Here is a 22,931-nt window from a genome sequence, read left to right as displayed (position 1 = left end):
CCGGGTGGCATCCTTCGTCGCCTGAAATCTGCTAATTGAAAGGACAGCACGATGAGCCATCTGCTCGATAAATTGAATTTTTTCCAGAAAAAGGAACTGGAACAATTCTCGGACGGTTGGGGCCAAACCACGCGAGAAAATCGTGATTGGGAAGATAGCTACAGAAACCGCTGGCGGCATGACAAGATCGTTCGCTCCACCCATGGGGTGAACTGCACCGGTTCGTGTTCGTGGAAAATCTATGTGAAATCCGGGATCGTCACCTGGGAAACCCAGCAGACCGATTATCCACGCACCCGCGCGGGCCTGCCCAATCATGAACCACGCGGTTGCGCGCGCGGGGCCAGCTATAGCTGGTATCTTTACAGCGCTAATCGGGTGAAAAATCCCCTGATCCGGGGCCGTTTGATGCGCGCCTGGCGTAAAATGCGGGAAACCATGACCCCGGTGGCGGCATGGGCGGCGATCCAAAATGATCCGATCCTGCGCGCCTCTTACACCAAAACCCGTGGCAAGGGCGGTTTTGTGCGGGCGACCTGGGACGAGGCGACCGAGATCGTCGCCGCGGCCAATGCCTATACAGCCAAAACTTATGGCCCTGATCGTGTATTCGGTTTTTCACCGATACCGGCCATGTCGATGGTCAGCTATGCGGCAGGCACGCGCTATCTCAGCCTTTTGGGCGGCACCTGCATGTCGTTTTATGATTGGTATTGCGATCTTCCGCCCGCTTCGCCCCAAACCTGGGGGGAACAGACCGATGTGCCCGAAAGTGCAGATTGGTACAATGCGGGCTTCCTGATGCTGTGGGGCTCGAATGTCCCGCAGACGCGGACGCCCGATGCGCATTTCTATACCGAGGTGCGCTATCGCGGCACCAAATCCGCGGTTGTCAGCCCCGATTATTCCGAAGCCGCCAAGTTCGGCGATATCTGGCTGAACCCGCAGGCGGGGACCGATGCCGCACTGGCGATGGCCATGGGCCATGTGATCCTGCGCGAATATCATCTGGATCGGCAGGCCGAGTATTTCGAGGATTATGCCCGCAAATATACCGACATGCCGATGTTGGTGCGGCTTGATGAAAAGGATGGGCATCTGGTGCCGGGCCGGATGCTGCGGGCCGATGATTTTGCGGATCATCTGGGCGAGACCAATAATCCCGATTGGAAGACGGTGGCCTATGATGAGACCTCGGGCCGGATCGTTGTGCCGAATGGGTCCATCGGCTTCCGCTGGGGTGAAGAGGGCAAGTGGAACCTTGAACAACGCGCCAAGGGGGGCGCGGCACAGCTTCGCCTGAGCCACATCCTTGATGGAGATCATGACGAGATCGTGGGGGTTGATTTCCCCTATTTTGGCGGGGCGGCAACGGGCGATTTCGTGAAATGCGATCACCCCGACATTCTGACGCGCAATATCCCGGCCCGCCGCGTTACGCTGGCCGATGGGCAGGAGGCACTGGTTGCCACTGTGTTCGATCTGTTTTGCGCAAATTATGGTTTGGATCGGGGCCTTGGCGGCGATTGGGTATCGCAGGATTTCAACGACGACAGCCCCTACACCCCCGCCTGGGCCGAAAAAATCACCGGCGTTGAGCGCGAAAAAATCATCGCCGTCGCCCGGGAATTCGCCTCGAACGCAGAAAAGACCCATGGCAAATCCATGGTCATTTTAGGGGCTGGCCTGAACCATTGGTATCATATGGATATGAACTATCGCGGCATCATCAACATGCTGGTGATGTGCGGTTGTATCGGTCAGGAAGGCGGCGGCTGGTCGCATTATGTGGGGCAGGAAAAACTGCGCCCGCAAACCGGCTGGCAGCCATTGGCCTTTGCGCTGGATTGGAATCGACCGCCCCGGCACATGAATTCGACGAGCGCCTGGTATGCCCATACGGATCAATGGCGCTATGAAACCTTGCGCGCGGGTGAGATTTTATCACCCACCGCGCCCGAGGGCGATTGGGATATCAGCCTGATCGATTATAATATTCGTGCTGAACGGATGGGATGGTTGCCTTCTGCACCGCAGCTCAAAACCAATCCGCTGGAGGTATCGAAGGCGGCGAAAAAGGCTGGCAGGCAGATCAGGGATTATGTTGCCGAACAGCTGAAATCCGGCGGTCTCGAGATGTCCTGCGAAGACCCGGATGCGCCGGAAAACTGGCCGCGTAATCTGTTCATCTGGCGCTCGAATCTGCTGGGGTCATCCGGCAAGGGGCACGAGTATTTCCTCAAGCACCTTCTGGGCACCGATCATGGTGTGATGGGCAAGGATCTGGGCGAGGAAGGCGGCGTCAAGCCCAAAGAGGCCGTTTGGCATGACGAGGCGCCAAAAGGAAAGCTCGATCTTCTGGTTTGTATCGATTTTCGGATGAGCACGACAGCGGTCTATTCCGACATCGTGCTGCCGACAGCCAGTTGGTATGAAAAGGACGACATGAACACCTCGGACATGCATCCGTTCATCCACCCGCTTCAGGCAGCGGTGGACCCGGCCTATGAAAGCAAGTCCGACTGGGAGATATTCAAGGCCATTGCCAAAAAATTCTCGGAAGTCGCCCCCGAGGTGCTGGGGGTGGAAACCGATATCGTCCAGCTTCCCCTGCTGCATGATACGCCGGGCGAATTGGCCCAGGCCCATGTGAAGGATTGGAAAAAGGGGGAATGCGAGCTGATCCTTGGCAAAACCGCACCAAATTATGTGGCGGTAGAGCGGGATTATCCAAATCTATACAAGAAGTTCACATCCATAGGGCCGCTGCTGGAAACCCTTGGCAATGGCGGCAAGGGCATCAACTGGGATACCAGGACAGAAGTTCAGCAACTGCGTGATCTGAATGGCGTGGTGCTGGATGAGGGGGTATCCAAGGGTCAGGCCAAGCTTGAAACAGCCATTGATGCTTGCGAGATGATCCTGATGCTGGCCCCTGAAACTAACGGCCATGTTGCGGTCAAGGCTTGGGAGGAACTGGAAAAGCCGACGGGGCGACAGCACGCTCATCTGGCGGAAGGTGCCCATCATACCAAAATCCGCTTTCGCGATATCGCGGCCCAACCGCGCAAGATCATCTCCTCGCCCACATGGTCGGGGATTGAGAGCGAAGAGGTCTGCTATAATGCAGGCTATACCAATGTCCATGAACTGATCCCATGGCGCACCCTTACGGGCCGGCAACAGCTTTATCAGGATCATCTGTGGATGCGGGCTTTTGGCGAGGGTTTTGTGAGCTATCGCCCGCCGGTGGACCTGAAAACCATCACCGCAGCCGTGAATAATGATGCGGCCGAGGGCAGCCCGCATGTGGTGTTGAATTTCATCACGCCCCACCAGAAATGGGGCATCCACTCAACCTATACCGATAATCTGTTGATGCTGACCCTGAACCGGGGCGGGCCGGTGGTCTGGATGTCTGAAACAGATGCCGCAAAGGCTGGGTTGGTCGATAATGATTGGGTCGAAGCCTATAATATCAATGGGGCGCTGACCGCTCGGGTCGTGGTGAGCCAGCGGATCAAGCCGGGCACGCTGTTCATGTATCATGCGCAGGAAAAGATCGTGAATACGCCCGGATCGGAAAAGACCGGCCATCGGGGCGGCATCCATAATTCCGTTACGCGCACCACCTTGAAACCCACGCATATGATCGGCGGCTATGCGCAGCTTTCCTATGGCTTCAACTATTATGGCACCGTGGGCAGCAACCGCGATGAATATGTGATCGTGCGGAAAATGCACAAGGTCGATTGGCTGGATCAGCCCGCAACAGGAAAAGTGGAGGCAGCACAATGAGAGTTCGTGCGCAGATCGGCAAGGTTTTAAACCTTGATAAGTGCATCGGGTGTCATACGTGCTCGGTCACCTGCAAGAATGTGTGGACCACGCGTGAAGGCGTTGAATATGCGTGGTTCAACAATGTCGAAACCAAGCCCGGCACCGGCTATCCCACCGATTGGGAAAACCAGAAGCGCTGGAATGGCGGCTGGACACGGGGGGCCAGCGGTAAGCTGCATCCCAAACAGGGGGCCAAATGGCGGATTTTGGCAAATATCTTCGCCAATCCCTCCATGCCTGAGATCGATGATTATTATGAGCCTTTTGATTTCGATTATGATCATCTGAAATCCGCGCCCGAAATGGATCATTTTCCCACCGCGCGCCCCAGATCGAAGATCACTGGCGAGCGGATGGAAAAAATCGAGAAGGGCCCGAACTGGGAAGAAATTCTGGGCGGCGAATTCTCGAAACGCTCGAAGGACTATAATTTCGAGGCGGTGCAAAAAGAGATTTATGGAGAATATGAAAATACCTTCATGATGTATCTGCCGCGTTTGTGCGAGCATTGCCTCAACCCCACCTGCACGGCTTCGTGCCCCTCGGGTGCGATCTACAAGCGCGAAGAAGATGGCATTGTCCTTATCGATCAGGAAAAATGCCGGGGCTGGCGGATGTGCATCTCGGGCTGTCCCTATAAGAAGGTTTACTATAATTGGGATACCGGCAAATCCGAGAAATGCACCTTTTGCTATCCACGCATCGAAAGCGGCCAGCCGACGGTCTGTTCGGAAACCTGCGTCGGTCGCATCCGCTATCTGGGCGTGATCCTTTATGATGCCGACAAGATCGAGGCGGCGGCGAGCACCGAGCGCGAAACCGATCTTTATGGCGCGCAACTGGATGTGTTTCTTGATCCCAATGATCCTGAGGTGATCGCTGCTGCCCGCCGCGATGGTGTGCCCGAAGATTGGATCGAGGCGGCAAAGATCAGCCCGATCTGGAAGATGGCGATGGATTGGAAGGTCGCCTTTCCCCTGCATCCCGAATACCGCACGCTGCCGATGGTGTGGTACATCCCGCCGCTCTCGCCGATCCAGAATGCAGCCGAGGCGGGCCAGATCGCGATGAGCGATCAGATGCCGGATGTGCGCTCCCTGCGCATCCCGGTCAAATACCTCGCCAATATGCTGACGGCGGGCGACGAGACCCCGATTGTGCACGCCTTGGAACGCATGTCGGCGATGCGGCTTTATATGCGGGCGCTGACGGTTGATGGTGTGCGCGATGAGGGCATTGCGGCCCGCGTCGGCCTGTCGGGCCGGATGATCGAGGATATGTATAAGATCATGGCCATCGCCGATTATGAGGATCGTTTCGCGATCCCCACGGCGCACCGCGAGCAGAATGAAGCCGGCGCCGACATTCGCGGCGGCTGCGGGTTCACCGATGGCAATGGCTGTTCTTCTGGCGAAACAGGCAAGACGAGCCTGTTCGGCGGCAAGAAGAAGCCTCTGGCCCTTCCGCAGGAGTCCTTTTGATGATGGATCGCACATTAAAGGCGCTTTCGCTGCTGCTCAGCTATCCGACCGCCGATTTGCAAGAGGCGATGCCCGAGATCGAAGCGGTTTTCAGCGCCGATCCGCGCCTTGATCCCGCTCTGCGCGCCGCATTGCAAAAATTGACCAAGAGCCTGGGGCAGGGCGATCTTTATGACCTGCAAGAGCGCTATGTCATGCTTTTTGATCGCTCGCGCACTTTGTCGCTCAATCTGTTTGAACATGTTCATGGGGAAAGCCGTGAACGCGGCGGCGCGATGGTCAGCCTGCTTGAAACCTATCGGGCGGGCGGCTTTCACCCTGTTACATCGGAACTGCCCGATCATCTGCCGGTGCTTTTGGAATTCCTTTCAACACGAACACCAGAGGATGCGCGGGAAATTCTGGCGGATGCGGCGCATATCCTTGATGCGATCAGAGCCCGGCTTGCGCGGCGCGAGAGCGAATATGCCGCTGTGCTTGCCGCTCTTTCAAAGCTGGCCGGGATCAAGGCGGATGCAGGTGTTGTTGCGGATATGCTGGCCCAACCCGATGATGATCCCACTGATCTGGAAGCCTTGGACGCCGTTTGGGAAGAGACCGAGGTTACCTTCGGGCCTGATCCCCAAGCCGGTTGCCCGCAAGTGCGCGAGATGCTCACCCGATTGGACCCGCAATCACCCGATGCCGCGCGTGCAGCGCAGGCTGCCAAATAGGAGACTGAAAATGTTTGGCGATTTTGATTTCAACTTCATCCTGTTCGGCATCATGCCTTATGTGGCGCTCACGGTGTTCCTTGTTGGCTCCATTGCCCGCTATGAACGCGATCCTTTCACCTGGAAAAGCGCGTCCAGTCAGCTTTTGCGTCGCAAGCAGCTGATCTGGGGGTCGATCCTGTTTCATGTCGGTATTCTGACGGTGTTTTTTGGCCATCTGGTCGGGTTGTTCACCCCGGTCTGGGTTTTGGATGCTCTTGGTATTCCTTATGTTTTGAAGCAATGGATGGCCGTTTTGATCGGTGGGCCCGCCGGCATTGCGGCACTGATCGGCTCCACGATGCTTTTGCATCGTCGCCTTGTGGATCCGCGCATCCGTGTCACTTCAACACTGCCGGATATTTTGATCATGGTGCTGATCTGGTTGCAGCTTGCCATCGGCCTTTTAACGATCACGCAAACCCTGCAGCACATGGATGGGGTGGAAATGGTCCGCTTCATGAATTGGTCGCAAAGCGTGGTGACATGGAACATCAATGCCTGGGTCACGGTGGTGGATGTGCATTGGCTGTACAAATTGCATATCTTCCTGGGCCTGATCATCACGATGCTGTTTCCGTTTACACGGCTTGTGCATATCTGGTCAGGCTTTGCGGCTCCTTTCCGCTATCTGCTGACGCGGCCGGGTTACCAGATCGTGCGCTCGCGCCGTCGTCGCCCATTAGAGGCGCGCCGCCGTGCTTTTGATAAGCGGCAGGGAAAGCGCGATCCCTCGGCCCCCACAGCAGCGGAGTGAACATCATGAGCACCGCTCTTTTTCCCGATGTCATCGTGAATGGTGAAACCATCGCTTCGGCAATCGTCGCCGCTGAAGCCCAAAATCACAGTGCCCCAAAGGGCAAGCCCGGCATTGCCTGGCGCAAGGCGGCGCAGGCGCTGGCCATTCGCGCGCTTTTATTGCAAGAGGTGAAGTCGCGCGGGCTAAAGCCTGATCCGCTGGAAATAGCCCCCGGACGGGTGGAGACCGAAGACGAAGCTTTGATCCGCGCGCTTCTGGACGAGGCTTTGATGATCGAACCCGTGACCGAAGAAGCCGTGCGCGCCGCATGGGCGCAGGACCCCGAGCGCTTTCGATCCGCACCTTTGTGGGATGTATCGCATATCCTGTGCGGTTGCGATCCGCGCGATGATGCTGATCGGCTGGCGGCCAAGGCAAAGGCTTGTGCCCTGCTGGCCCGACTGGATGATGATGCTAAAAGCTTCGCGTTTGCCGCCCGGGAAAGCGATTGCTCATCGAAAAGATCCGGTGGTCATCTCGGGCAGCTTGGTCCCGGCGACACTGTTCCGGAATTCGAGGCGGCTTTACGCAGCCTTGCCGAAGGGTGCATCAGCTTGGAACCTGTGCTGTCGCGCCATGGCTGGCATATCATTCGCCTGAATGCCATCGCACCGGGGCAGGTGCTGCCCTATGACGCTGTTCGTTTCAGGATTGCCGAGGCCCTGGAAAAAGCCGCTTGGGCGCGGGCTTCGCGGGCATTTGTCGAAAAATTGGCTGCCCAAGCTCAGATCGAGGGTGCCACGCTTGATCCGATTTGAGCCGATAGAAAGGCTTGGGGGTGGCCTTTCAACCGCCCATCCGGTGGCACCGCCCCAGATAAAAGCCGAGAATGAGGAGATGACGTCATGATGAACCAAGTCCTTATAGAGTCGTCGAAATGTGGCTGCGACCGCCAAGGCAGGCCAAAAGATTTGCTTGCATGGGATCAGGCTCTGACGATGATCGCCACACAGATGACGGCCCATCACCCAGCCGCCGATTTATCAGAAACGATCCCATGTGATCAGGCTTTGGGGCGCGTTCTGGCGCAGCCGGTGATCACGCAATCCATGGTGCCATCATTTGATCATGCGGCCATGGATGGCTATGCGCTTACGACCTCTACCCTGATTGGAAACGGCCCCTGGGCTTTGCCGATCAGGGCGCGGATTGCTGCCGGGCAGGCGGCACCGGAAAGCTTATCCGGCGCATCGGCAGCACGTATTTTCACCGGTGCCCCTGTTCCCAAAGGCGCAGATGCTGTGGTGATGCAAGAAGATGTGACGCGCCATGGCGATCAGATGCTGCTGACCCGCCGCCCTGCTCGCGGCCTTAATATCAGGCACGCAGGGAGCGATATGATGGAAGGTGAAATTATTCTCGAGAAGGGGCGCAGGCTTCGATCTGGGGATATTGCAGCCTGCGCGGCAGCCGGGGCCGGTTGTGTTGAGGTGTTGAAACGTCCACGGGTGGCTCTTTTGGTGAGTGGCGATGAATTGCGCATGGCCGGTGGGGTGCGGGCGGCAGCGCAGATCTGGGATGTTAATACGCCGATGCTGCTGGCTTCTTTGGCGGCGACAGATGCCGAGCTTGTGGCCAGCGTGCAGGGTGCTGATCATCGCATCGCTTTGGCAAAGCAAATGGATGAAATGTTTGCGATGGCTGATCTGGTCATCACAACGGGCGGGATTTCAGTTGGCGAAGAGGATCATGTCAAACCCGCTTTTATTGGCTTGGGGGGCGAGATGCTTTTCAGTGGCGTTGCCATCAAGCCGGGTAAGCCGGTCTCTTTTGGTCGCATGGGGCGGTCTTTTTGGCTTGGGCTGCCGGGCAATCCATTCTCGGCTTTCGTAACATGGCAAATTTTTGGTCTGGCTTTGATCCGGCGATTGGCGGGTGAGACTGTAGCTGTCCCGGCTCGCCGCCATGTTGTCACGAAATCGGCTATCCGTCGCAAGCCGGGGCGATGCGAATTTCGGCCTGCCATGCTTGCCGGTTTTGATCCTTGGGGTCGTGACTATGTGCAGTTTGATGATTTTACGCCATCGGCTGGGGTTAAAAATCTGGTGTCGGCAGATGGCTTGATCATCCTGCCTGCGGATATCGAGACCTTGCCTGCCGGGTCTCTCGTTTTATTCCAACCGATCTAAGAGAATCTGGGGAGCATAAAGATGCAACTTGCCTTTATGATGGCACCAACGCGCGGTGATCTGGATAGGATCCTCTCAAAATTGGCCGCTGATCTCATGGCGCGCGGTTTGCGCTGTTGCGGAACCGTTCAGATCAATAGGTCAAGGCTCGGGGTCAAGGATACATATGGCGGTGTTGGCCCCTGTGATATGGATGTGCGGGTGCTGCCTGATGGCCCGGTTTTGCGTATCAGCCAAAATCTGGGCCCATCGGCGCGGGGATGTCGCCTTGATCTTGGGGCGCTGGAAACAGCGGTGGGGCTGGTTGCGGCTGATCTGAATAAGGGCGCAGACCTGATGATCATCAATAAATTTGGCAAGCATGAAGCCCAGGGGCGAGGATTTCGCGATGTCATCGCTCAGAGCTTGGCACTGGATATTCCGGTTCTTCTTGGCCTGAGGCCGATCAATCGCGATGCGTTCGAGACTTTTGCTGCGGGGACGGCCATAGAACTCCCCCCCGATCCTGCCGCCGTGAGGGCGTGGGTGGATCGCGTAACGGCGGCTAAAGTCGAACCCCTATGATGCACATGATCAAAGAAGGGGCGAGGATTGGCTGAGCGAGGGGCAATTCCCATCGTGATCGCGGCCGGTGGTGATGGCGCGCGCATTGGCGGCGGTAAGCCTGATCGAGCATTGGCGGGCCGCAGTTTATTGGATCATGCGGTCGCTTATGCCGCACAACACAGCGATCAGATGGCGATTGCCTTGCGCCCCACAAGCCTGATCGATCTGCCAGATGGCATGATCGCACTTTATGATGCCGCTGATCATGGGGGGCCGCTCAGCGCTTTGGAAAGCGCGCTGACTTTTGCCAAAGCAAGGGATATGCCGACAGTGATGATGATCGGGTGCGACATGCCTTTTCTCCCCGATGATCTGCTGCCGCGCCTTCATCATGCATTGGAAGGTCATGGCGTTGCGCTGGCTTGTTCTGGTGGCAGGTTGCACCCGCTGGCTGGTGTATGGCGAACCGAAGTGCTTGATATCTTGCCAGATTATTGGAATAGCGGTCGTCGGTCGATGCAGGGCTTTGCACGGGAATGTACCATGGCCAAAGTGGATTGGCCGATTACGTCTTATGATCCGTTTTTCAATATCAATACGCATGATGATCTGCAGAAGGCCGAAAGGCTTGCTTCAAGGGGCGAAGGGCACTTTGGCGATAATTCTTTCCGGCGTTTCCGGCGTGCCGGTGATGCGCTATGATCAGCCCGCGGGGGCGCGCCCCGGTCGGCTCATTCGTGGGCCGCGCGGATAGGTCCTTATCTTCGGGGTCGCATCTGGAAAGAACGCCTTTGTGATTGTTCTGCTTTTGCCTTTTTCCCTATGAATGGGCTTTGCGCGATCATGAACGGGCCGATGGCTTGGGATATGGAGTGTTTTGTGACCCCACAGACGATGAATGCTGTGCTTTCCGACCGGCTTTTTGAGATCAAAAAGCGCCATGCCGATGCCTTTTCATGGCTGGATGGCCAGCAGGCGGCGATGGTTGATCAGGTGATTGCCTGGTCAAAAATCAATAGCGGCAGCGGCAATCTCGATGGCCTTCGGCGCATGGGCGAAACGCTTGAGGACGCCTTTGCCAAAACCGGGGCCGATTGCACCCTTTTGCCCTTGTCGCCGGTTCGCATGATCAGCCTGAAAGGCGAGGATCAATCATTGGAACTGGGGCCATGCCGGTTGTTCAGCATTCGCCCACAGGCCCCGCGCAGGATTTTGCTCACCGGTCATATCGATACGGTTTTTGCCGCCGATCACCCCTTTCAAACCCCGCGCTGGCTGGATGATCAAACCCTGAACGGCCCCGGTGTTGCGGATATGAAGGGCGGATTGATCGTGATGCTGCACGCCCTTTTGGCGGTGGAACGATCCGGGGCGTGGGAAGATTTTGACTTCAGTGATTTCGGCTGGGATGTGCTGATCAGCGCCGATGAGGAAATCGGCTCTTTGGGATCGGCGGCCTATCTGGCGGAACGGGCGGCTTTCGCCCGGATTGGCCTGACCTATGAACCGGCTTTGGCCGATGGCACCCTGGCCGGGGCGCGCAAGGGATCGGGCAATTTCAGCTTTGTCGTTCGGGGGCGGGCGGCCCATGCCGGGCGCGAATTTGCCCTTGGTCGCAATGCCGTGGTGATGATGGCCGAATTGATCACCCAGCTTGATGCCTTGAATGGCCAAAGATCGGGGGTGACCATCAATCCGGCGGTGATTGCGGGCGGCGCGGCCCCCAATATCGTGCCTGATAGCGCTGTTTTGCGCTTTAATGTTCGGGTGGAAAGTGATGCGGATGCCCAATGGGTGCGCGAAGGGCTCATGGCGATCAGCAAGGATATCGGTGCCCGGGAAGGGTTTCAGGTCAGCCTTCATGGCGATTTCAACCGTCCGCCCAAGCCCATCGGCCCGCGCAATCAGGCGCTGTTTGATATTGTCAGCGCCTGTGGCGAGGCTATGGATATCGGGATTTCCTATCGCGCCACCGGCGGCTGTTGCGAGGGCAATAATCTGGCGGCCGCAAACTTGCCCAATGTGGATACTTTGGGGGTGCGCGGCGGTGATATTCACAGCGCCGATGAATATGTGCTGGTGGAAAGCTTCGCCGAACGCGCCCGCTTATCGGCTCTCATCATCTTTGGCTTCGCCCATGGGGCTTTTGATGATCTGCTGATTGGGGAGGGGGCCTGATCATGCTGCTTTTGCGCCCGGCCCGGCCTTTGGATGGTGATGATCTTTATGAACTGGCGCTATCGACCGGCGGCGGGCTTACCACCCTGCCGCCCGACAGGGAGATTCTGGCGAGCAAGATCGAGCAATCCGTGAAAAGCTTTGCCAGCGCTTCGGGGCCTGATGGCGATGATTATTATCTGTTTGTTCTGGAAGATGTGGAGCGCGGCAAGGTTGTTGGAACCTCGGGGATTTTTGCCTCTGTGGGCCATAGCAAGCCCTTTTACAGCTACCGCATCCTGCATCTGACGCAACTGAGCCATAATCCCGATATGAAGGTGGATACGAAGCTTTTGCAGCTTGTGAATGATTATGCGGGTACCACCGAATTGGGCACCTTGTTCCTTCATCCCGATTATCGAAAAGGGGCCACCGGGGCTTTATTGTCAAAGGCGCGCTATCTGATGATCGGGGCTTTCCCCGAGCGCTTTTCCCAAAAGATCATGGCGGAAATCCGCGGCTGGACCGATGCGTCCGGGCGCTCGCCTTTCTGGGAGGCGATTGGGCGGCATTTTTTTGGCATGGATTTTCATGATGCGGATCGCATCAATGGCATGGGCAACAGCCAGTTCATCGCCGATCTGATGCCGAAATTCCCGATTTATACCAATCTTTTGCCCCAGGAAGCCCAGGATGTGATCGGCAAGCCCCATGATGATGCCCGGGGGGCCGTGCGGCTTTTGACCGAAGAAGGCTTCCGGGCGGCGGGGGCGGTGGATATTTTCGATGGCGGCCCCTGCTATGAAGTGCCGGTGCGCGATATTCGCACCTTGCGCAAGGCCCGGCGGGTGCATCTGGCCGGGATCAGCAGTCAGCAGGATGGCGAACCACAAAAACCGCCCATGATGCTGGTGGCGTCCCTTCAATGGCCCGATGTGCGGATGCTGGCGGTGCCGGTGGTGCAAACGCAGGAACAGGCGCAGGCGGATCATGAGGGGATCATCCTGCCGCCCGAAGCCGCGCGGGTTTTGGGGGTGAAGATCGGCGATCCCTTGATGATCGCCCCCCTCAATAAGGCCAGAAGCGGCAAAAAATGAGCCATGGATCGGAATGCTTGGCAAGACGGATAGGATAAGGAAAGACGAGAAGGCATGACACAAGGCAGTACACAAGGCAGTACACTGGGCAGTACACAGGGCTGTAATTATATCGATGGCGCATGGGTGCCGGGCAATGGGCCTTTATTGAAAAGCCATGATCCCGCCTATGGCACGGTGATCTGGCAGGGCCAGCAGGCAAATGCCGATGATGTGGACCGGGCGGTCAAATCGGCGCGTGCTGGTTTTCGCCACTGGTCGGCGCAATCCTTGGACGAACGGCTGGTGGTGATCGAGCGTTTCGGCGCGCTTTTGGCGGAGCGCAAGGAAGGGCTGGCACGGATGATCGCCTCCGAAACCGGCAAGCCTTTATGGGATGCCCTGGGCGAAGCCGGGGCGATGGCCGCTAAAATCGCCATTTCGATCCGCGCCTATCATGAACGCACCGGCGCGCGCAGCAGCACCCATGATGGCGTGCGGCAAAAGCTGGTGCATCGGCCCCATGGGGTGCTGGCGGTGTTTGGCCCCTATAATTTCCCCGGCCATCTGCCCAATGGCCATATCGTACCGGCGCTGATTGCGGGCAATAGCGTGGTTTTCAAACCCAGCGAACAAACCCCGGCGGTGGCCGGATTGATGCTTGCGATCTGGCAGGAAGCGGGCCTGCCCGAAGGCGTGCTCAATCTGGTGCAAGGGGCGCGGGAAACCGGCATGGCGCTCTCGGCGCATGAGGATGTGGACGGTATTTTGTTTACCGGCAGTGTGCCCACGGGCAAGGCCCTGCATCGGCAGGTGGCGGGCCAGCCGGGCAAGATCATGGCACTGGAAATGGGCGGCAATAATCCTCTGATCGTGAGCCATGTGGCGGATCTGGAGGCGGCGGCCTCGGTGATCATTCAATCGGCTTTCATCACCTCGGGCCAGCGCTGCACCTGCGCCCGTCGCCTGATTTTACCGTTCGGTTCAGAAGGGGATCAGGTGATCGATGCGCTGGTGGCGCTGATGGACAGGATCATCATCGGCGCATGGGATGAAACCCCCGAACCCTTTATGGGGCCGGTGATCAATGCTTCGGCGGCGGATCGGGTGCTGGATCAAAGCGCCAGGCTTCTGGCAGCGGGGGGGCGGGCGATCCGCCCACCGGTGCGGCTGGAACGCGGCGATGCCTTTCTCGCCCCGGGCCTGATTGATAGCACCCCCATCACCGCGCCCGATGACGATGAAATCTTCGGTCCGGTTTTGCAGATCATCCGGGTGGCTGATTTCGATGCTGCCATCGACCGCGCCAATGAAACCCGCTTTGGGCTGGCCGCCGGGCTGTTATCGGATGATCGCAGCCTTTATGATCGCTTTCACGCTCGCGCCCGGGCAGGCATCGTGAATTGGAACAAGCCGCTCACCGGCGCTTCCTCGGCGGCGCCTTTCGGGGGCATCGGCGACAGCGGCAATCATCGCCCCAGCGCTTATTATGCGGCGGATTATTGTGCTTATCCCGTTGCCAGCCTTGAACAGGACGAGGATCGGCTCAGTGCATCCGCCCCCCCAAAGGGTATCAAGCAGGAAAAGGCCTGATCATGGTTGCTCGGGAATTCAATTTCGATGGGCTGGTGGGCCCAACCCATAATTATGCAGGATTATCCTATGGCAATGAGGCGGCGCAAAGCCATGCCTTGCAAATTTCCAACCCGCGCGAGGGGGCATTGCAGGGGCTGGAGAAAATGCGCAGCCTGATGAAAATGGGGCTGGGGCAGGCGATTTTGCCCCCCCATGAACGCCCGCATATCAAAACATTACGCAGGCTTGGGTTTTCGGGCAGCGATCAGCAGATATTGGAGCGGGCCATCGCCACCGCCCCGGAATTGGTGCGCAATCTCAGTTCCGCCTCGGCGATGTGGACCGCCAATGCCGCCACCATCACCCCCTCATCCGATAGCCATGATGGCCGATTGCATATCACCCCGGCCAATCTGGTGGCGATGTTTCATCGGTCCATCGAACATCCGGTGACGGCGCGGGTGCTTCAGTCGATTTTCCCTGAAGGTGCGCGCTTTGGTCATCATCCGGCTCTGCCATCCTCGCCGCATATGGGGGATGAGGGGGCGGCCAATCATAATCGCTTTTCCAGCGCTTATGATCAGCCCGGATTGCATCTGTTTGTTTATGGGGCCCAAGCCTTTTCCCGCGATGGCGCACCAAAGCGCTATCCGGCCCGGCAAACACGTGAGGCATCTGAAGCCATTGCCCGCCAGCATGGGGTGAAATCGGCGCTGTTTGTGCAGCAAAATCCGGTGGCGATCGATGCCGGAGCCTTTCATAATGATGTGGTTGCGGTGTCGAACGGACCAGTGTTTTTCTATCATGAACAGGCTTTTGCCGATCCTGCGGCTTTGGAGGAAAATTTGGCGAAAGCCGCGCCTGCGATTGATTTTTCCTTCATCAGGGTTCCCGCCGCTGAGGTGAGCCTGAAGGATGCTGTCAAATCCTATCTGTTCAATTCCCAGCTTCTCAGCCTGCCTCATGAACCGGGGATGACCCTGATCCTGCCGATGGAGGTGGCGGAAACGCCATCCGCCAAAGCCTATGTGGATCGCTTATTGGCGCAAAACAAAGTGATCGGCGCGGCGCAGTATCTGGATGTACGGCAAAGCATGCGCAATGGGGGCGGGCCCGCCTGCTTGCGCCTGCGGGTGGTGTTGACCGAGGCCGAACGTGATGCTTTGGGGGCCGGAGTGATTTTGGATGAGGCCCGCATCGATGCTTTATCCGCTTGGGTCAATCGCCATTATCGGGATCGTTTGTCAGCCGATGATCTGCGCGATCCGCATTTGCTGGATGAAAGCCGCACGGCTCTTGATGAACTGACCGGCCTTTTGGGGCTGGGGCCGGTTTATGATTTTCAGCGTGAAGCGGATTGAAAGAGCGGGCATGGCGCGGAAGATGCCGGAGCGTGGGCGCGTCAAAAATAAACTTCTTAAAGTTGCAATGGCTGATTAGTCTTTCTGCAATTATGAATATATCTATTATCTCCTTGAGGTTATTTTTCACCTAAATATTGCGTATATTCTGCAATATTTACAAAAATAATGTCATTAAGCGTATTGTAATGCACGTATTTTAAGAAGTTTTTAGGAATTCCCTGCGAATGATCAATCTCACAACATTGTGATAAATCATTAGAGCGGGAGGGGCGGCATGACTGATGCCACCACGGGAACATTTTCTGATCTTTATCGGGGTGGACGGCCAATGCGCCAAGCCCTGAGCTTGGTTTTCTCGCTTGTTCTTGGCACTTGCCTTGCTTCGCAGGCATTGGCCACCAGCGAAAAAGATCTTCAGGTTGCAACGCGCGCCTTGTCGTTCGTTAGCGATCTGCCGCCGGGCTCCCTTGATACCGCCATCATTTATGATGCGGGGAATGGGGCATCCAAAAGCGATGCTGATGCCATTTTTGCCTTCCTCACCGCCAATCCCGCAGCGGGAAAATCAAAGCTCGTGCCCAGATTGCTGCCAGCGGGCGATCTTTCCGCTTTGGCGGGGGCAAAAATCGCCTTTGTGGCCGATCAAACAACGGCATTTCTCCCCGCTATTGCGGCTGAAGCAAAATCCAAAGCGGTGATTACCGTTTCGTCGGATCGGGCCTGTGTTGAAGGCGGTGCCTGCGTGGTGGGGGTTTCTTCTGCGCCGCGCGTTGAAATTCTGGTCAATAAGGCTGCCGCCGAGGCAACCGGAACGAGCTTTGGTTCGGCCTTTCTCATGCTCATCAAAGAAATCTGAGCCGGTTCACATCAGTTTGCAGGATGACTAATATGCTTAAATTCAAAAAATACGCTCTCACTGCCTGTGTGTCCGTTCTGGCGATCAGTAATAGCCAGATGGCGGCGGCTCAGTCTGTTGATTACGGGTCCCTTGAAATGCTGTTTGGCGAGCCGGTCACGACATCGGCCACAGGCAAGCCCCAACGCGGTTCCGATGTGCCGGTTCCCATGGAAATCGTCACTTCAGAAAATATCGCCCGCACCGGGGCCACCAATATCCCCGATGCCTTGCGCCATGTTCTGGGGATCGATGTGATCCGCTGGACAACTGAAGGTGCCGATGTTTCGGTGCGGGGGTTTAATTCCCCCTATAATCCGCGCCTTTTGGTTCTGGTCAATGGCCGTCAGGTTTATTCCGATCATTTCGGCATGGTTTTTTGGAATGCCATTCCGGTGCAGATGGCGGAAATCCGTCAGATCGAGGTTGTGAAAGGCCCCAATACAGCCCTGTTCGGTTTCAATGCGGCCATCGGGGTGATCAATATCGTTACCTATAACCCGATGCATGATGATGTGAATGATGTGCGCTTTATTGCGGGCACTCAGGAAAGCAAGGAAGTGTCCGGTGTTTTGACCAAGCGTTTCAAATCCGGCGGCATTTCCCTTTCGGGCAGCTATCTCGATGCCGAAGCCTTTGATGCCGGTGAGGCGCCGCGCATCATTCCAAAGGTTGATCCCACGACCAGCGCCTTCAGCACGCGCGGGCAGTTCAGGCTCGATGCGAAATCTGAAATCGGCTTTGAAGGCTCATGGTCATCGACCGAGCGCGCGTCTGTGGTTCCCACTTTTTCCGGAGCCACACCCGATGTGGAAACATGGTCTTTGCGCGGCTCATATTTGCGCGATAGTTCCATCGGCACCTTGAAAGCCAATATGTATTTCAATGCATTGGATCATGAAACCGTGGTGACGGGCTTTGGAGCCCTGAATTACGAAAATGAAGTGTTGGTGGCGCAGGTCGAAGATCTCTTTAAAATCGGCAATAATCACGCTTTCCGCATTTTTGGAGAATATCGCCATAATGTGTTTCGGGGCGATTTTCCGGCCAGCCCGATTGGCGAAGGGGTGAAGGCGAATTTCGATTCTCTGGCGATCAGCGGGATGTGGGATTGGCAGATTGCCGATAATCTCAATTTTGTTGGCAGCAGCCGGGTCGATACCATCGACTTCTAGCGCTCTGGTGATGAAATTCCCGGCTTTCCGCTGACCAATGACGATTTCGACAAAGCTCTGACCAAAATTTCCTATAATGCGGGCCTTGTGTGGCGGGCGGATGCCGATACCTCGCTGCGTCTGTCGGCGGCGCGTGGGGTGAAGATGATGAGCCTTATCGAATTTGCGGCGGTGGGCGTGGGCCCCGGGCCTTTGCCGGGCACCAGCTTTTTCGTCACCGGAAATCCCGATCTGGGGGCCAGCATCACCGAAGGCTATGATATAGGTGTCGAGCGGCAATTGCCCATGTTGCTGTCCAGCTTCAAGGCCAATCTGTTCTACACATCCTTGTCGAAAAACGTGGCGGTGGCGAATTTTGCGCCCAGCTTTGTCAATCCGCCCTTTTTCGTTTCCCAGCCCGTTGATGTGGGCGCATCAGAGCAGGTGGGCGTTGAACTGGAATTCAAAGGGGAAAAAGATAATCTGCAATGGGGTGTGAATTACGCCTTCATTGATGTGAATGACAAATTCGACCTTTTTTCCCAGGGTGTGAGCTTTGTGGGTCTGGAATTCGAGCGTTCGACGCCTAAGCACAAGGTCAATCTGCATGGCGGTTATAGCCTCGATGGCTTCAGCATCGATCTTTATGGCCAATTCGTATCCTCTTCGGATCGGATCGTGCCCAATGCGGGGGGTGGTCTCACTCTTGATCGTGTGGATGATTTTTTCACCCTTTCGGGTCAGGCCTCTTATGACATCACCGATTGGTGGAAAGTGACCCTGTCGGCGGTTGCGTTTGACAGTAAAACCCATCGTCCCAGCCAAGTGGATGCTGCCGAACGGCAGGTTTATCTGCAAACATCGTTCCATTGGTAAAAGAGCAAGGTTAGCATGATGATGACTGGGCAAGATAAATCCCCCGGACCAATGGGCCCAAGGCGCTGGAGATCCATCAGGAACTGGCCGTTTGCGGCAAAATTTGCGATGGCTCCGATCCTTGCGCTTTTGGGGATTGGTCTCATTCTCGGCATCGCGGTGCAGGCCTTGACCGCAAGCAATCAGATCATGAGTGAAATCATCACGCGCGGTTTGAAGGGCAGCGTTATGGTGAGCGATATCGGCAGCGATTTCAAAACGGCTGAAACCCGCCTTTATCGCTTCATGACCGCGACAGCCGCCGGAGAGCCGGGGGTTGATCCTGCGGAAATTGAAGAGGTGGCGGGCGATATCGGTCAGGTGCAAAATCGTCTGGCAGCTTTGGCCAAAACACCGGATGGTGAAGCTGTGGCTGTTCAATTGGAACAGGTGGCGGTGGAATTGCAATCCTATCGCGATGCGCTGGCGGTCGTCTCGGCTATGCTCGAAATCGATTTTGCCAGCGCTGCATCCCTTCTCACCCCTTTTGGGGCTTTGGGGGATCGGGTTTCGCAAACGGTTGAAGAACTTGTTGCATCCAGCGTTGGCAATGCAGATGCCAATGCGGCCATGGCGCAGGATAATGCGGCAAATACTTTGCGTAATCTGATCGTGATCAGCCTTTTGATCGGCTTGCTTTTATTGGGGGCGTCCTTTGTTGTGGGGCGTGAAGTCGTGAAGGGCACACGCACGATTGCTGCGGCAACGGTTCGGGTGGCCGATGGCGATCAATCCCTTGATATTGGGGCCCTGGCGCGGGGTGATGAATTGGGCGGCATCGCCACGGCGCTTTCATCCTTCCGCGCGGCTCAGGTGGAAACCGAACGCCTGCGTGCCGAGCAGGAAGCTAATCGACAAAAGGCTGAGGAACAGGCCGCCGCCGCCCGGGAAGCCGAAGCCCGCCGGGAAGCCGAAGGTCGCGAGAACGAGCTAAAAAGGCAAGAACAAGCGGCGAGCGAGCGCAATAGCCTTGCCTCCCATTTCGATGAAACAGTCTCGAACCTGATGCGCGGTCTTGAAGATCAGGCACGTAAAGTTGAAGAAAGTGCCAAGGGCATGAAGAACCGGGCATCAGACAATCATTCCTGGAGCCGGGAATTGTCTGGCTCATCGAAAGCGGTTCTGGACAATATTCAGGTGATTTCAGCCGCTGCCGAGGAAATGCGGGCATCAGTGGAGGAAATATCCCAGCAGGTTCATCATAGTTCGCGCAATGTAACGGATGCGGTTTCGGCAACAGATGAGGCATCCACAACCGTCAAAACGCTTGAAGACTCGGTTCATCAGATCGGTCAGATCGTCACCCTCATCAATGATATTGCCGATCAGACCAATCTATTGGCCTTGAACGCCACCATCGAGGCAGCGCGTGCAGGCGAAGCCGGGCGGGGCTTTGCCGTGGTGGCCAGCGAGGTGAAAAATCTGGCGGCGCAAACGGCCAAGGCCACTAATGATATTGGGGAGCGGATCAATCAGGTGCAATCGCTGACCCATAATGTGGTGCAGCGGATGGTGATGAGCAAAGATATGATCGGCAAGGCGGAAGAAAGTGCTTCGGCCATTGCCTCTGCCGTTGAAGAACAGGCCGCAGCCACGCAGGAAATCGCCAGAACCGTTGAATTGGCTGCCTCGGAAACGGATCGATTCTCGGAAAAGGTTGAGCAGATGACCAAAGCCGCCAGTGAAAATGGTGCCGCTTCAGAAGAACTTCTGGTCGTGATCACCAATCTGGGCCATGATTTCAAGACCCTGGGTGGTGCTGCCGATAATTTCGTAAAGCAGATCCGAGTCTGATTTCCTAGGCCCTGATTTCGGAGGCGAAACGAAAATTCAAATCCGATCCCGCCACTATTGAGCCAGCCCCCTGTTGCGGCGGTTGTCTTGATGGTGGCGTTCTTTTATGAACAGGTTCGATCAGCAGGCGGCCCGCACGCATTCGGGGCCATAATATTCAGGAGAGCAGGATATGACGATCCGTTTTGATGGCCGTGTGGCGATTGTGACCGGTGCCGGGGGTGGGCTGGGGCGCAGCCATGCTCTGGAGCTGGCGCGGCGTGGGGCGTCTGTTGTGGTGAATGATCTGGGCGGCAGCGTGGATGGATCGGGGGGATCATCCGATGCCGCCAAAGCCGTGGTGGATGAAATTCATGTGCTCGGTGGCAAGGCCATTGCCAATGGTTCGTCGGTGACTGATGAAGCCGGGGTGGCGCGCCTGATGTCCGAGACGATGGAGGCTTATGGCCGGATCGATATTCTGATCAATAATGCCGGAATTTTGCGCGATAAATCCTTTGCCAAGATGAGCCTTGATGATTTTCGGCTGGTGGTGGATGTGCATCTGATGGGCGCGGCCATTTGCAGCCATGCGGTGTGGCCGATCATGAAACAGCAGAAATATGGCCGGATCGTCATGACCTCGTCATCCAGCGGGCTTTATGGCAATTTCGGGCAAACCAATTATGGCGCGGCCAAGCTGGGTCAGGTGGGTTTGATGAATACGCTGAAGCTGGAAGGGGCAAAGGATAATATCCATGTGAATGCGATTGTTCCGATTGCCGCCACCCGGATGACCGAAGATCTGTTCCCGCCCCAGCTTCTTGATCTGTTTCGCCCCGAACTGGTGACCCCGGCGGTGATGCTGCTGGCCGGTGAGGATGCCCCCAATGGGCAGATTATCAGCGCTGGCGCCGGGCATTTTGCCAAAGCCCATATCGTTGAAACCGAAGGGGTGTATCTGGGGGCGGGTGCAAGCCCCGAAGGCCTGCGCGATCAATGGGATGATCTGGTGGCCTGTGATCAGCAGCAGGCTTTGGAAATGGGATCAAAGCACACCGAAAAATTTGCCATGAAGGCTTTGGCGGCCATGAAGAAAGGCTGATCGGGCATCAGGTTCTTGCTTTTTCAGGCTTCAGGCGTTACACCCTCGTGCGAGCACAGAGTCCGAACATCCCTGGAGGTCGGCTGTGCTCCATGAATGAAATCAATGGAGATAAAACGATGGCTCAGGCTTTGACCCTGAACGTGCAATCGCGCGAAAAGGCCGGAAAGGGATCCGCCCGCGCAGCGCGCCGAGAAGGTTTGGTTCCCGCGGTGGTTTATGGGGCGAAAAAAGCCCCCGTAACCGTGACGATCAAGCGCAATGAACTGGTGGCGATCCTTAACCGTGGCGGTTTTCTGTCGCATCAGTTTGAACTGGTGCTGGATGGCAAAAAAGAACGTGTTCTGCCCCGTGATATTCAATTGCATCCGGTCACTGATGTGCCTTTGCATGTTGATTTTCTGCGCTTGTCCAAAGGCTCGAAGGTGACGGTGGAAGTGCCCGTTCACTTCCTCAATGAAAGCAAATGCCCCGGCTTGAAGCGCGGCGGTGTGCTGAATGTAGTGCGCCATGAAATTGAGCTGAGCGTGCCGGCTTCGGATATTCCCGAAAGCATCGAAATCGATCTGAGCGGTTTGGATGTGAATGATTCGGTGAAGATTTCCACAGTTACGTTGCCTGCCGGCTGCGAGCCCACCATCACCGATCGCGATTTTACCATCGCTACCATTGCCGCGCCGTCTGCCCTGCGTTCCGAAGAGGGGGGCGCGAGTGCTGATGATGAAGAAGGCTCATCTGAAGACTGAAAGACAGTTTGATGCGTCTTCTGGCCGGTCTTGGTAATCCGGGCAATCAATATGCTGATAATCGGCATAATATAGGCTTCATGGCGGTGGATGAAATCATCCGCCGCCATCTGTTTACGCCTGATCGTCCGCGCTTTTCCGGTTTGGTGAGCGAGGGCAGCATCGATGGCGAAAAGCTGATCATCATCAAGCCCCAAACCTATATGAATGAAAGCGGCCGCGCCATTGGCGAAGCCCTGCGTTATTATAAGCTCGATCCATCTGATCTCATTGTGTTTCATGATGAGCTGGATCTGGCACCGGGGCGGATGCGGGTGAAGATTGGCGGCGGTCATGCCGGCCATAATGGCTTGCGTTCAATCATCTCTCATGTGGGTGGCCCCGATTTCGTGCGGGTGCGGCTGGGCATTGGCCATCCCGGCGATAAGGATCGAGTGGTTCCTTATGTGCTGTCGGATTTTGCCAAGTCCGAATGGCCCTGGGTGGATGATCTGTGCGAAGCGATGGCCGCCCATGCGGGTGATCTGGGGCGCGGGGATTGGACGCGTTTCATGACGAATGTTGCACAAAGCGTTTCAAAGTCGCGGGCCGGGGGCTGATCGCCCTTTTTTGTAGCCCGACAAC

19 protein-coding genes are annotated in these 22,931 nt (G+C 56.6%); all 19 read left to right on the top strand.

Annotated elements, in window-relative coordinates; genetic code table 11:
• Positions 1 to 51 precede the first annotated feature (51 nt).
• The 19 genes from AQ1_RS07490 (at position 52) to pth (ending at position 22,906) form a co-directional block, all read left to right on the top strand.
• Entirely contained in the window at positions 52 to 3,798 is a 3,747-nt protein-coding gene (locus AQ1_RS07490) for a nitrate reductase subunit alpha (RefSeq protein ID WP_042085928.1), read from the top strand.
• On the top strand, positions 3,795 to 5,321 hold the full coding sequence (gene narH, locus AQ1_RS07485) for a nitrate reductase subunit beta (protein ID WP_042085926.1): 1,527 nt from the start codon (positions 3,795 to 3,797) through the stop codon (positions 5,319 to 5,321). The genes AQ1_RS07490 and narH overlap by 4 nt, the downstream gene beginning before the upstream one ends.
• 2 nt (positions 5,322 to 5,323) lie before the next feature.
• Entirely contained in the window at positions 5,324 to 6,034 is a 711-nt protein-coding gene (gene narJ / locus AQ1_RS07480) for a nitrate reductase molybdenum cofactor assembly chaperone (protein ID WP_042085924.1), read from the top strand.
• 10 nt (positions 6,035 to 6,044) lie between these two features.
• Positions 6,045 to 6,830 carry a respiratory nitrate reductase subunit gamma gene (gene narI, locus AQ1_RS07475; protein ID WP_042085922.1) on the top strand — a complete coding sequence of 262 codons (786 nt, stop codon included), beginning with the start codon at positions 6,045 to 6,047 and terminating at the stop codon, positions 6,828 to 6,830.
• A 5-nt stretch (positions 6,831 to 6,835) separates the two neighbouring features.
• The gene (locus AQ1_RS07470) at positions 6,836 to 7,630 is read left to right on the top strand and encodes a peptidylprolyl isomerase (RefSeq protein WP_042085920.1); all 795 of its coding nucleotides are present in this window, start codon (positions 6,836 to 6,838) and stop codon (positions 7,628 to 7,630) included.
• Between the two features lie 87 nt (positions 7,631 to 7,717).
• Positions 7,718 to 9,001 (top strand): molybdopterin molybdotransferase MoeA, encoded by a 1,284-nt coding sequence (locus AQ1_RS07465; RefSeq protein WP_042085918.1) that lies wholly within the window; start codon positions 7,718 to 7,720, stop codon positions 8,999 to 9,001.
• Between the two features lie 21 nt (positions 9,002 to 9,022).
• Positions 9,023 to 9,565 carry a DUF2478 domain-containing protein gene (locus tag AQ1_RS07460; RefSeq protein ID WP_042085916.1) on the top strand — a complete coding sequence of 181 codons (543 nt, stop codon included), beginning with the start codon at positions 9,023 to 9,025 and terminating at the stop codon, positions 9,563 to 9,565.
• Between the two features lie 27 nt (positions 9,566 to 9,592).
• Entirely contained in the window at positions 9,593 to 10,249 is a 657-nt protein-coding gene (gene mobA, locus AQ1_RS07455; RefSeq protein WP_052371090.1) for a molybdenum cofactor guanylyltransferase, read from the top strand.
• Between the two features lie 177 nt (positions 10,250 to 10,426).
• Positions 10,427 to 11,725 (top strand): hydrolase, encoded by a 1,299-nt coding sequence (locus AQ1_RS07450; protein ID WP_313979929.1) that lies wholly within the window; start codon positions 10,427 to 10,429, stop codon positions 11,723 to 11,725.
• 2 nt (positions 11,726 to 11,727) lie between these two features.
• Positions 11,728 to 12,801 carry an arginine N-succinyltransferase gene (locus AQ1_RS07445; RefSeq protein ID WP_042085915.1) on the top strand — a complete coding sequence of 358 codons (1,074 nt, stop codon included), beginning with the start codon at positions 11,728 to 11,730 and terminating at the stop codon, positions 12,799 to 12,801.
• Between the two features lie 54 nt (positions 12,802 to 12,855).
• Positions 12,856 to 14,373 carry a succinylglutamate-semialdehyde dehydrogenase gene (gene astD, locus AQ1_RS07440; protein WP_042085913.1) on the top strand — a complete coding sequence of 506 codons (1,518 nt, stop codon included), beginning with the start codon at positions 12,856 to 12,858 and terminating at the stop codon, positions 14,371 to 14,373.
• A 2-nt stretch (positions 14,374 to 14,375) separates the two neighbouring features.
• Positions 14,376 to 15,716, top strand: coding sequence for an N-succinylarginine dihydrolase (gene astB / locus AQ1_RS07435; protein WP_313979938.1), 1,341 nt, complete (start codon positions 14,376 to 14,378; stop codon positions 15,714 to 15,716).
• Positions 15,717 to 15,993: 277 nt separating this feature from the next.
• The gene (locus AQ1_RS07430; RefSeq protein ID WP_052371089.1) at positions 15,994 to 16,575 is read left to right on the top strand and encodes a YfiR/HmsC family protein; all 582 of its coding nucleotides are present in this window, start codon (positions 15,994 to 15,996) and stop codon (positions 16,573 to 16,575) included.
• 32 nt (positions 16,576 to 16,607) lie between these two features.
• The gene (locus AQ1_RS07425) at positions 16,608 to 17,789 is read left to right on the top strand and encodes a TonB-dependent receptor plug domain-containing protein (protein WP_161760487.1); all 1,182 of its coding nucleotides are present in this window, start codon (positions 16,608 to 16,610) and stop codon (positions 17,787 to 17,789) included.
• Positions 17,790 to 17,804: 15 nt separating this feature from the next.
• The gene (locus AQ1_RS07420; protein ID WP_081837164.1) at positions 17,805 to 18,644 is read left to right on the top strand and encodes a TonB-dependent receptor; all 840 of its coding nucleotides are present in this window, start codon (positions 17,805 to 17,807) and stop codon (positions 18,642 to 18,644) included.
• A gap of 108 nt (positions 18,645 to 18,752) precedes the next feature.
• The gene (locus tag AQ1_RS07415) at positions 18,753 to 20,477 is read left to right on the top strand and encodes a methyl-accepting chemotaxis protein (RefSeq protein WP_042085906.1); all 1,725 of its coding nucleotides are present in this window, start codon (positions 18,753 to 18,755) and stop codon (positions 20,475 to 20,477) included.
• Between the two features lie 172 nt (positions 20,478 to 20,649).
• Positions 20,650 to 21,561 carry an SDR family NAD(P)-dependent oxidoreductase gene (locus tag AQ1_RS07410; protein WP_042085904.1) on the top strand — a complete coding sequence of 304 codons (912 nt, stop codon included), beginning with the start codon at positions 20,650 to 20,652 and terminating at the stop codon, positions 21,559 to 21,561.
• Between the two features lie 119 nt (positions 21,562 to 21,680).
• Positions 21,681 to 22,307, top strand: coding sequence for a 50S ribosomal protein L25/general stress protein Ctc (locus AQ1_RS07405; protein ID WP_042086106.1), 627 nt, complete (start codon positions 21,681 to 21,683; stop codon positions 22,305 to 22,307).
• An 11-nt stretch (positions 22,308 to 22,318) separates the two neighbouring features.
• Positions 22,319 to 22,906, top strand: coding sequence for an aminoacyl-tRNA hydrolase (pth, locus tag AQ1_RS07400; RefSeq protein ID WP_042085902.1), 588 nt, complete (start codon positions 22,319 to 22,321; stop codon positions 22,904 to 22,906).
• Positions 22,907 to 22,931 lie beyond the last annotated feature (25 nt).

The organism is Iodidimonas nitroreducens, assembly GCA_000710935.1.
Lineage (GTDB): Bacteria > Pseudomonadota > Alphaproteobacteria > Sphingomonadales > Rhodothalassiaceae > Iodidimonas > Iodidimonas nitroreducens.
The sequence above is the reverse complement of the archived record's forward strand: the minus strand, read 5'-3'. Positions and strand labels throughout refer to the sequence as shown.

Excerpts from the sequence above, each read along its gene's own strand:
- AQ1_RS07490 (WP_042085928.1), top strand. The coding sequence starts at position 52 with ATGAGCCATCTGCTCGATAAATTGAATTTTTTCCAGAAAAAGGAACTG.
- narH (WP_042085926.1), top strand. The coding sequence starts at position 3,795 with ATGAGAGTTCGTGCGCAGATCGGCAAGGTTTTAAACCTTGATAAGTGC.
- narJ (WP_042085924.1), top strand. The coding sequence starts at position 5,324 with ATGGATCGCACATTAAAGGCGCTTTCGCTGCTGCTCAGCTATCCGACC.
- narI (WP_042085922.1), top strand. The coding sequence starts at position 6,045 with ATGTTTGGCGATTTTGATTTCAACTTCATCCTGTTCGGCATCATGCCT.
- AQ1_RS07470 (WP_042085920.1), top strand. The coding sequence starts at position 6,836 with ATGAGCACCGCTCTTTTTCCCGATGTCATCGTGAATGGTGAAACCATC.
- AQ1_RS07465 (WP_042085918.1), top strand. The coding sequence starts at position 7,718 with ATGATGAACCAAGTCCTTATAGAGTCGTCGAAATGTGGCTGCGACCGC.
- AQ1_RS07460 (WP_042085916.1), top strand. The coding sequence starts at position 9,023 with ATGCAACTTGCCTTTATGATGGCACCAACGCGCGGTGATCTGGATAGG.
- AQ1_RS07445 (WP_042085915.1), top strand. The coding sequence starts at position 11,728 with ATGCTGCTTTTGCGCCCGGCCCGGCCTTTGGATGGTGATGATCTTTAT.
- astD (WP_042085913.1), top strand. The coding sequence starts at position 12,856 with ATGACACAAGGCAGTACACAAGGCAGTACACTGGGCAGTACACAGGGC.
- astB (WP_313979938.1), top strand. The coding sequence starts at position 14,376 with ATGGTTGCTCGGGAATTCAATTTCGATGGGCTGGTGGGCCCAACCCAT.
- AQ1_RS07430 (WP_052371089.1), top strand. The coding sequence starts at position 15,994 with ATGACTGATGCCACCACGGGAACATTTTCTGATCTTTATCGGGGTGGA.
- AQ1_RS07425 (WP_161760487.1), top strand. The coding sequence starts at position 16,608 with ATGCTTAAATTCAAAAAATACGCTCTCACTGCCTGTGTGTCCGTTCTG.
- AQ1_RS07415 (WP_042085906.1), top strand. The coding sequence starts at position 18,753 with ATGGCTCCGATCCTTGCGCTTTTGGGGATTGGTCTCATTCTCGGCATC.
- AQ1_RS07410 (WP_042085904.1), top strand. The coding sequence starts at position 20,650 with ATGACGATCCGTTTTGATGGCCGTGTGGCGATTGTGACCGGTGCCGGG.
- AQ1_RS07405 (WP_042086106.1), top strand. The coding sequence starts at position 21,681 with ATGGCTCAGGCTTTGACCCTGAACGTGCAATCGCGCGAAAAGGCCGGA.
- pth (WP_042085902.1), top strand. The coding sequence starts at position 22,319 with ATGCGTCTTCTGGCCGGTCTTGGTAATCCGGGCAATCAATATGCTGAT.